We start from the raw sequence: 10309 nt of genomic DNA on the forward strand, positions 1-10309 counted from the left end.
CGGGGCGTCAGTGGACGGCTGCGGCGGGATCCTGCTCGGCGAGCCTGCACTCCAGCAGTTCCGCCAGGTCCGCGAGGACGGGGTGCTCGGCGATCTCCTTGACGGAGACGAGCCGGTCCAGAGCGATGGCCAGGCGTACGGCGGTCAGTGAGGTGCCCCCGGTCTCGTAGAAGTGGGCGGTGCGGAGGATGTGCTCGACCGGTATCTTGAGCGTCTGTGACCATGCGCCGGCGATCCGCCGTTCGCTGCCGGTCCGGGGCTTCCCCGGATGGTCCGGTGCCTCGTCAGCGCCTGTGGCCTGTGCGGCCAGTGTCTTCTTGTCGATCTTGCCGTTGGGTGTGAGCGGCAGCGCGTCGCGCTGCACCAACCGCGCGGGCACCATGTACGCGGGCAGCGACTCGGCGAGCCGGGCACGTACGTCCCGCACCTCCGGCCCGTCCGGGGCCGCGTAGTAACCGACGAGGTAGCGGCCTTCGCCGGAGCCCGCGGCGACCACCGCCGCGTCTCGCACACCGGCCACTTGGAGCAGCCGGTTCTCGATCTCGCTGGTCTCGATCCGGAAGCCCCTGATCTTCAGCTGGGAGTCCCGGCGGCCGTGGAACTCCAGCCGCCCCTCGGGGGTCCAGCGCCCGAAGTCACCCGACCGGTAGAGGCGTTCACCCGGCCGGGAGGGGTCCGGCAGGAAGGTCTCCTTGGTGCGGGCCTCGTCGTTGATGTATCCGCGGCCCACGCACACACCGGAGAAGACGATCTCCCCGGGCGCGCCGAGCGGCACCGGGTCGAGGCGCTCGTCGACCACGTGGACCCGCACATTGCGTACCGGCCGTCCGAGCGGCACCGTGGCCCCGTCCGGCACCCGGCGCATCACTTCGTGATTGGTGTCGTCCGAGGTCTCGGTGAGGCCGTAGGCATTGACGAGGGCCACGTCGGGGAAGGCCGCGAACCAGCGCTCGACGAGTTCCTTCTTCAGCGCCTCGCCGGTCACCGACACGCACCGCAGGTCCGGCAGTTGTCCCTGCCTGCCTTCCAGGTGGGCGAGCAGCACTTCCAGGTAGGAGGGGACGAGCTGGGCCACCTCGACCCGGCCGGTGCGCAGGGTGTCCACGAACCTGCCGATGTCGAGGACCGCCTCCTGCTCGACGATATGTGTGGTGCCGCCTACCAGGAGGGCGGACACCAGCTGCCACAGCGATATGTCGAAGCACTGCGGTGCCACCTGCGCGACCGTGCCCCCTTCCGCCACACCCAGGTCCTCGATCTTGGCGAGGAGGTGGTTGCTGAATCCGGCGTGCTCGCACATCGCGCCCTTGGGTTCGCCCGTGGAACCGGAGGTGAAATAGAGGTACGCGAGCTGGTTCCCGGCGACCGGCAGCCGGGGGTTGTGATCGGGGAGGTCCTGGCCGGAGAGTTCGTCGAGCCGGATCACCTCCCTCCGGTGGCCGGGGAGCGGCGCGGCCCTCACCTGGTCCAGGTCGGGGGCCGGGCCGTGCTCGGTCAGGGCGTAACGGCAGGCGCTGCGGTCGAGCATGGCGGAGATCCGTGCGGCGGGGAAGTCCGGCTCGATGGGCAGGTACACCCCGCCGGCTTTGAAGACTCCGATGACTGCGCCGAGCCAGGCGAGATTGCGCCCGGTCAGCACGGCGACGACGTCTTCGTCCCCGAGCCCGGAACGGCGCAGCGCCCAGGCGACGCGGTTGGCCTGCCGGTTCACCTCCTCGTAGGTGACACGGCGGCCGCCCTGCACGGCCGCCACGGCGTGCGGGTGGCGGCGCGCCCGGTCCTCGAAGAGCTCGTGGAACCTGCGGTCGGGCAGCGGCTTCTCGGGCCCCGCGAACTCCACCCGCTGTACGTGGAGTTCGTTGGCGGAGAGCAGGCTTTTGCGGTCGTGGGCGTCCGCCGGGTTCTCGGTGATGCGGCGCAGTGCGGTGGTGCAGTAACCGGCGATGCGTACCGCCGCCTGGTGGTCGAGGACCTCGGTGCGGTGACGTACCACAAGGGCCCCGCCGTCCGCGGATACCGCCAGCACGACTCCGGGGGGAAGCTCGCCGGTCCGCTCGGCCACCATGGTGTCCGGCAGCGCACGGCCCGCATGCTCAGCGGGCTGCGGGGCCTGCGCGGCATACCGCAGGATGTCGCGGCGGGTACGGTCCGCCGCACCGATCAGCTCCTGCCAGGTGCCCGCCTCGACGCTCACCCGTGCGGGCAGGGGGCCGTCCTGCGACGGCCGGGCCGCGGGCTGGAACCCGATGACCGTCTCGCGGTCGCCGGTCAGCGCCGCAACGACCTTCGCGTGTACGGCAAGCAGCACGGAACTGGTGACGTCGGCCCCGGCGGGCAGTGCTGCCCGGTGCTCGCCCACCCCCCGTTCCGGCCGCGCCGAGGCGGACCAGGCCGGCAGGGGCGTGAATCCGCCGGCGTCGATTACCTTGCGCCAGTAGTTCCGACCGGCCGCTGCGCCGTTTTCGCCCGCACTGTCCCGCACGATTTTCGCCTCCACCCGGAATGACCGTCACGTTCATGAGCCGTCAGTCAACTTCACGCATTCGGGTGCGACATTAATCAGACCTCTTATCGCGGGAATATTGCATTACTTCATGCTCAGCAGCACCGGAATCGGCACGGCACATGCCGGTGGCGGTGGCCTTGTACGGTCCACCGCCACCGGAGGAAACCCGACTGCGTACCGGAGATCCGTCAGCCCACCGTCACAGGCGCTTCGACAGCATGCGGCCGATCTCCGCGGCCGGCTCCGGGGCCAGCAGGCCCTCATGGGTCGCGGCGACCTCGTAGCGCTCGAAGGCGCCCGCCGTGAAGGGCTGCCATGCCTGCGGGTCCGCCCAGGACCGCACCTTCTCGGTCGCCGCCACCAGCAGCACGTCCTCCTTGAACACACCGGGTTCCGTGGGGTGCACCAGAGTCACGTTGTTGATGAGGACATCGAGGACCGTGCCACGCTGCTCGTCGTCGAAATACCGGGATTCGCTGGTACCACGCCCCATGTAATCGACGATGCGGGCCCGTGTCTCGGCCGGATCGGCGGGGACCTGGTCCGGGTCGCCGTGGATCCGCGCGTACGCCTGGAACATGTCGGTGAGCACCTGCTCCTTGGTCAGCTCACCCTTCATGCCAGGCTCGACGGGGTAGGAGTCGAGAAGCACCAGGAGTTCCACCGATTCGCCCTGCTGCTCCAGTGCCACGGCGAGCGCATGGGCCAGCACACCGCCCATCGAGTAGCCGAGCAGGCGGTAGGGCCCGGTCGGCTGGACGGAGCGGATCTGCTGCGCATAGCCGGTGAGCAGCTCCGCAAAGGATGCGGTGAGCGGTTCGCCACCGGCCAGGCCCTTGTTCTGGAGCCCGTACAGGGGCTGGTCGGCACCGAGGGTGGGCAGCAGTGTGGAGTAGCACCAGCCGAGGCCGCCCACCGGGTGCACGCAGAACAGCGGACGCCGCTCGCCCGTGGTGCGCAGCGGCAGGAGCTCGCCGAAGCCGTCGGTATGGTCACCGTCGCCGTAGAGCCGCCGCAGGAGCATGGCGGGGGTGGGGGCCTCGAAGACCGCCCGCAGCGGCACCTCGACGCCCAGTGCGTGGCCGATGCGCCCGGCCAGCCGGGACGCGAGCAGGGAGTGCCCGCCGCTTTCGAAGAAGTTGTCGTCGATGCCGACGCGTTCGGCGCCGAGCACCTCGGCGAACAACCGGCACAGCACCTCTTCGTGTGCCGAGCGGGGACCCTGCCCGCCGCCGCTGCCTGCCTCGGGGGCGGGCAGCGCCCGGTGGTCCAGCTTGCCGTTGGGGGTCAGCGGCAGCGCGTCGAGCAGGACGACCGCCGACGGCACCATGTGCGCGGGGAGTTCCTCGGCGAGTTCCGCCCGCAGCCGGGCGGCGTCCAGGTCCGCGCCGTCCGGGTCCTCGGGCATCACGTAGGCCACCAGCCTGCGGTCGCCGGGGCGGTCCTCACGGACCGTCACCGCCGCCCTGGCCACGCCCGCCCGCCGGCCGAGCACGGCCTCGATCTCGCCGGGTTCGATGCGGAAGCCGCGGAGCTTGACCTGGTCGTCGACGCGCCCGAGGAAGTCGAGGCGCCCGTCCTCACGCCATCTGCCGAGGTCACCGGATCGGTACAGCCGGCTGCCCGGCCCGCCGAACGGGTCGGCGACGAAGCGCGCGGCGGTGGCGCCCGGCCGGTGCAGATAGCCGCGGGCGATACCGGGGCCGGAGAGGTAGAGCTCGCCGGGGACACCGGGAGGTACCGGCTGGAGCCATTCGTCCAGCACGTGGACGCGGACGTCACGGTGCGGACGGCCGATGGACGCCGGGCCGTCCTCCTCCGGGTCGTTGACGGCGCAGGTGACCTCGACGGTCATCTCGGTGGGGCCGTAGCCGTTGACCATGCGCCGGCCGGCCGCCCAGCGGTCGATCAGCTGGGGGGTGCACGCCTCGCCGCCGGTGATGAGGGTCCCCAGGTCGGGGAGGGCGGCGGCGGGGACGCCGTCGAGGACGGCCGGCGGGATGTGCGCGTGAGTGATCCGGCGCTCGGCGAGGAAGGCGGCGAGCTCGTCGCCGACCGGGACCTGGTCGGCGACGACCAGGCAGCCGCCGGTGAGCAGCGCCATGCACAGCTCGGAGACCGACACATCGAAGCCGGGCGAGACGAACTGCAGTACCCGGCTGCCCTCCCCCGCTCCGTGCAGGGAGCGGTGGCGGGCAGCGAGCCCGGCCAGGCCGCTGTGGGCTACGACGACACCCTTGGGCGTGCCCGTGGAGCCCGACGTGTAGATCACGTACGCGGGGTGGCCGGGCAGGAGGGCCGGGGCGGGCGCGGCGCTGTCGCCGTTCTCCAGGGCCGCTGCGGTGGCCGGGTCGTCGAGCAGGACGACGGCGGCCTCTCCCGCGGACAGCCGGCCGGCGAACTCGGCCGTGGTCAGGACGCAGTCGGGCGCGGCGTCGGCGAGCGTCAGACCGAGCCGCCGCCGCGGGTGGCCGGGGTCGAGCGGCAGATACGCGGCGCCCGCCTTGGACGCCGCGAGAACGGCGGTGACCAGTGCGGCCGACCGGGGCAAGGCGAGGGCCACGAGGCGCTCGGGGCCTGCTCCACGGGCGATGAGGTGGTGCGCCAGCCGGTTGGCCCGGGCGTCGAGCTCCGCGTAGGTCAAGGTCGCGTCGGACGCCTCCACCGCCGGTGCGTGCGGGGTGCGGTCCACCTGCCGCCGGAACAGCTCGGGGAGCGTGGCGGGCGCCTCGCTCCCGGGGGGTCCCTGCCAGGCGTCGGACATCGCGCGGCGTTCGGCGTCGGAGAGCAGGTCGAGCCTGCTGAGGGGCCGGGCGGGCTCGGCCGCTGCCGAGGCGAGCAGCCGGGCGAAGCGCTCGGCGAGTGTCCGCACGGTGGGCCGGTCGAAGAGCTGCTCAGCGTATTCGATCACGCCGCGCAGTCCCGCGGGCCGCCCGTCGGGGCCGTGGGTCTCGGCGATGCCGAAGCTCAGGTCGAACTTGGCGACGCCGGCCCCGAAGCCCTCGAAACCCACGGTGACATCCGGCAGTTCGAGCCGGGGCCGGGCGTGGTTCTGGAAGGTCAGCATCACCTGGAAGAGCGGGTGCGAGGCGGCCGTCCGCACCGGGTTCACGGCCTCCACCAGCCGCTCGAACGGCACGTCCTGGTGCGCGTAGGCCGCCAGGTCCGTTTCCCTGACCCGGCGCAGCAGGTCACGGAAGGGGGGATCGTCCGAGGTGTCGGTGCGCAGCACGAGAGTGTTGACGAAGAAGCCGGCCAGGTCTTCCAGCGCCTGGTCGGTGCGGCCCCCGACAGCGGTGCCGAGCGGAATGTCCTGGCCGGCTCCGAGCCTGGTGAGCAACGTGGCGAGTCCGGCCTGCAGCACCATGAACAAGGTGCAGTCAGCGGCCTTCGCCAGCTCGGCGAGGTGCTGATGGGTGACCGCGTCGAGGGCGAACTCCACGGTGCCGCCGCGGTGGTCGGGTACCGCGGGGCGGGGGCGGTCCGCCGGCAGGTCCAGCTGCTCGGGCGCCCCGGACAGCGTCTTCCGCCAGAAGGCGAGTTGCTCGGCCAGCAGGCTCTCCTGGTCGTCCTCGCTGCCCAGGAGCTGCCGCTGCCAGAGTGCGTAGTCGGCGTACTGGACGGGCAGCGGCGTCCATGCAGGTGCGCTGTCCGCGCGCCGCGCGGTGTACGCCTCGGCCAGGTCCCGCAGCAGCGGTGCGACCGAGCCGCCGTCCCCTGCGATGTGGTGCACGAGCAGCAGCAGGACGTGCTCCTGCTCGGAGATCCGCAGCAGCGTGGCGCGCAGCGGGATCTCACACGTCAGGTCGAAGGCGTACCGTGACGCGTCGAGCAGCTGCCGCGCGCTCGTCCCGTTGCCCGACTCGACCGATTCGAGCTCCGGGCGTGCCTGTTCGGGATCCAGGATGTACTGGTAGGGAACGCCGTCGGCCTCGGGAAAGACGGTGCGCAGGCTTTCGTGACGGGCTGTCAGGTCGCTCAGCGCCGCGGCCAGTGCCGCCCGGTCGAGCGGCCCGGTGAGCCGCAGCGGCATGGGAATGTTGTACGTGGCACTGGGGCCCTCCAGGCGGTGCAGGAACCACAGGCGCTGCTGGGCGAAGGAGAGCGGGACGCGCTCGGGGCGCTCGCCGGGAGTCAGCGCGGGCCGGGCCTGCCCGGCCTGGCCGATGCGCCGGGCCAGCGCCGCCACCGTGGGCGCCTCGAACAGCGCACGGATCGGCAATTCGACGTCGAAGGCGGTACGGACCCGGCTGAGCAGCCTGATGGCGGACAGCGAGTGACCGCCCAGCGCGAAGAAGTCGTCCTCCACCCCGACTTCGTCGTGCCCGAGAAGGGCACCGAAGAGACCGCACAGGATCTCCTCCGAGGGCGTGAGAGGCGTATCCGCGGCCCGTGTGGCCAAGACCGCCTCCCCGCAGTCCGCGTCGTCGGCCCCGGCCCCGTGCGCCGCCTTCTCCTCGTGCACCCTCACCGCCTCGGGTAAGGCCGCCCGCTGCTCGTCGGTGGGCCGCGGCAGGTGGGCGAGCGTACGCCCGGCGTCGTCCGCCACCGCCCGCAGGAGCGCTTCGATCCAGGTGACGAGCGCCTGGGCGGCCTGCGGGCGGTACAGGTCGGGGCGGTACTCCAGGCGCACCTGGAGCCGGCTGCCGAGCAGACCCGCGATCAGCCGCAGGGGGTAGTGGGCCGCGTCCTTGCCGGAGACGCCCGTGACGTGCAGTCCGTCGGTGGCGGCCGGCGCGGTGCCACCGCCCGGGTAGTTCTCGACGGTCAGCGCCGTGTCGAAGAGGTCACCGGCGCCGACGAGCCGCTGCAGCTCACCGAGGCGGAGGTGCTGGTGGTCGAGCAGCACGGACTGCTCGCCCTGCAACCGGGCGAGGTTGTCGGCGAGGGAGGCCCGCGGGTCCAGGCGCACCCGGACCGGAACGGTGTTGATGAACAGGCCCACCATGTCCTCGATACCGGGTATCTCCGGCGGGCGGCCGGACACCACCGAGCCGAAGACGACATCGTCCCGCCCGGTGAGCTCCGCGAGGACCAGCGCCCACACGCCCTGCAACAGGGTGTTGACGGTCAGGCCGTGAGCCCGTGCCCGGCCGGTGAGGGCCGCGGTGAGCTCCTCGGAGAAGGTGGTGGTGTGGTACTCGGGAAGCATCAGCGCGCGCTGTGGATCCGGCGCCGCCACCAGGGTGGGGCCGTCCAGCTCCGCCAGCGCGTGCCGCCACGCCTCCTTGGCGGCGTCCGCGTCCTGCCGGGCGAGCCATTCCAGGTAGGTGCGGTACGGAGTGACAGCGGGCAGGTCCGAGGGGTCGCCGTGGCTCGCGTACAGCGTGAGCAGTTCGCGTTGCAGGATCGGCGCGGACCAGCCGTCGATGAGGAGGTGATGGCTGGTCAGGACGAGCTCATGGCGCCGCTCCTCCAGTCGTACCAGCGTGAATCGCAACACGGGCGCGGCCGACAGGACGAACCGGCGCTCCCGGTCCTCCGCCAGCAGCGTCTCCCGTGCCTGCTGCCGTTCTTCCGGGGGCAGCGGTGTCAGGTCGACGTCGGCCCACGGCAGCGGCACCTGCCCGAGGATCACCTGGATGGGCTGCCCGTTCTTGCGCTGCCGGAACCCGGCCCGCAGGTTGGCGTGTCTCCGCAGCAGGGCGCGAGCGGCGGAGCGCAGCCGCTCGACGTCCAGCAGCCCTTCGAGCTCCATGACCAGCTGGGTGTGGTAGACGTCGGTGCCCCGCTCGTCGGAGAGCGCGTGGAAGAGCAGTCCTTCCTGCAGCGGCGAGAGCGGCAGGACGTCTTCAAGTCTCGAAGCCTTCATACGATGTCCCTCAATTCTGCTTCCAGGTCCTCGATCTCGTCCTGGCTCAGCGCGGCCAGACTCAGGTCGGACGGCGTGTAGCCACCGGCATCGGGGGCCTCGGCATGTTCGGCGAGCGCACCGAGCATCCGGAACCACGCGGCGGCCAGCGCGGCGATGTCGTCCTCGTCGAACAGTGCGGCCGGCCAGGACCAGGTCACGGTGAGCTCGGGCCCGTCCGGGAGGTCCTGGGTCATGGCGTTGATCTCCAGGGCGTGGCCGACCGGCATCTCCGGATCGCGGGGCAGCGGCCCTCGTACGTCGGGGACGACCGCCCAGTCGGCGGCGTCCGCGGTGCTCCGCGCCGGCCCCGTGGCGGGTGCCGTCGCGGGGAAACGGCCGAGGTAGTTGAAGCCGATCTGCGGCGCCGGACGGCCGGCGAGTGCGGCCGCGCCGTCGGGCCGGAGATGACGCAGCATGCCGTAGCCGATTCCGTTGTCGGGCAGCGCGCGCAGCTGTTCCTTGATGCGCTTCAGCGCCCGTCCCCACGCGGCGCCCGGCGTCCGCAGTTCGTCGTCGGTCAGTGGTCCGGGATCGATGCTGACGGGATGGAGCGAGGTGAACCAGCCGACGGTACGGGAGAGGTCGGCTTCCGGGACGATCTCCTCGCGGCCGTGCCCCTCCACGTCGAGGAGGAGCGCGGTGCCGGTGTCCGCCCCTCCAGCCCCCGTACCGCGTTCTTCCCGGTACCCGGCGCGCCGTCGCTCCAGCACGGCCAGCGCGAGCCCACTCAGCAGCACGTCGTTCACACCGGCGTGGAAGGCCGCCGGAACGGTCGTGAGCAGCGCCTGGGTGACCTCGGACGACAGGCGCTCGGTGAGTGACCGGGTCGTGCCGGCCACGTCCCGGGCACGGTCCGGTGTGCCGGTGCCGGGCAGCGGGTCCGCCTTCCCCGCCAGCTCCTGCCACCGGGGCAGTTCGGCGGTACGGGCCGAGGTGTCGGCGTTCTCGGCGAGCAGGCGGCTCCAGCGACGGAAGGAGGTCGGCACCGGCGCCAGCTCCGGGCGGCCGCCGGCTGCCGTGTCCTGCCAGGCCGCGGCGAGGTCCGGCAGGAGAATGCGCCAGGAGACGCCGTCCACGACGAGGTGGTGCGCCACGATCAGCAGTCGTCCCGGGCACTGCGGCCCACGGTCGAACCAGACGAACTGCACCATCACGCCCGCGTCGGGTGCCAGCCTTGCGCGTGCCGCCTCGCCTTCACTCTCGACCAGCGCTTCCCACGCCCGCGCGTCGAAACCGGTCGCAGGCACCCTGCGCAGCGCGTCCTCGGCGGAGACCGCACCGCGGGGAGGCACCGACAGTTCCCAGTCGTCGGCGGTCGGCACGGCGCGCATTCTGAGCACGTCGTGGTGGTCCAGTACGGCCTGGACGGCGGTCCTGAGCCGGGCCGGGTCAGCGCCCTTGGGCACCTGAACGGCCATCGACTGGTTGAAGCCCTTCCAGGAACCGCCGAGCTCCCGAAGCCAGTGCATGATCGGTGTCGCCGCGAGACTCCCGGTTCCCTCCTGCCGTTCCGCCCCGGCCGCCGGTGCCGTCGCTCCGGCGACAGTGGCCAGCGCGGCGGCGGACTGATGGGTGAACACGTCACGGGCGGAGAAGAGCAGGCCCGCCGAGCGTGCCCGGCTCACCAGCTGGATGGACAGGATGCTGTCGCCGCCGAGCGCGAAGAAGGAGTCGTCGGCGCCGACCTGCTCCAGCCCCAGCACCTCGGCGAAGAGGGAGCACAGCAGCCCTTCCCGCTCGGTACGCGGCGCACGCCCGGCCGAATGACCGGCGAAATCGGGTGCAGGCAGGGAACGTTGGTCCAGCTTGCCGTTGGGCGTCAGTGGCAACTCCGCCAACGAGACGAACGCCGAGGGCACCATGTACCCCGGCAACCGCTCAGCCACATACGCCCGCAACGACGCGGCATCCACCTCACCCACCACATACGCCACCACCCGCCGATCCCC

The 10309-nt window shown here is 72.0% G+C and carries 3 protein-coding genes; all 3 read right to left on the reverse strand.

Annotated features, from left to right (window positions below; translation table 11 throughout):
* Positions 1-7: 7 nt before the first annotated feature.
* Positions 8-2359 carry an amino acid adenylation domain-containing protein gene (locus ACFWWQ_RS20600; RefSeq protein WP_384598119.1) on the reverse strand — a complete coding sequence of 784 codons (2352 nt, stop codon included), beginning with the start codon at positions 2357-2359 and terminating at the stop codon, positions 8-10.
* A 346-nt stretch (positions 2360-2705) separates the two neighbouring features.
* Positions 2706-8318: an amino acid adenylation domain-containing protein gene (locus ACFWWQ_RS20605; RefSeq protein ID WP_384598121.1), complete on the reverse strand. Its 5613-nt coding sequence runs from the start codon at positions 8316-8318 to the stop codon at positions 2706-2708.
* On the reverse strand, positions 8315-10309 hold a 1995-nt coding region (locus ACFWWQ_RS20610; RefSeq protein ID WP_384598123.1), incomplete at its 5' end, for a condensation domain-containing protein. The genes ACFWWQ_RS20605 and ACFWWQ_RS20610, both read right to left, overlap by 4 nt.

This window comes from Streptomyces sp. NPDC059080 (assembly GCF_042739975.1).
In the GTDB taxonomy this organism is placed as follows: domain Bacteria; phylum Actinomycetota; class Actinomycetes; order Streptomycetales; family Streptomycetaceae; genus Streptomyces; species Streptomyces benahoarensis.

What these genes read in the sequence shown, in the direction of transcription:
- ACFWWQ_RS20605 (WP_384598121.1), bottom strand. Translation starts at nt 8,318, where the DNA reads ATGAAGGCTTCGAGACTTGAAGACGTCCTGCCGCTCTCGCCGCTGCAG.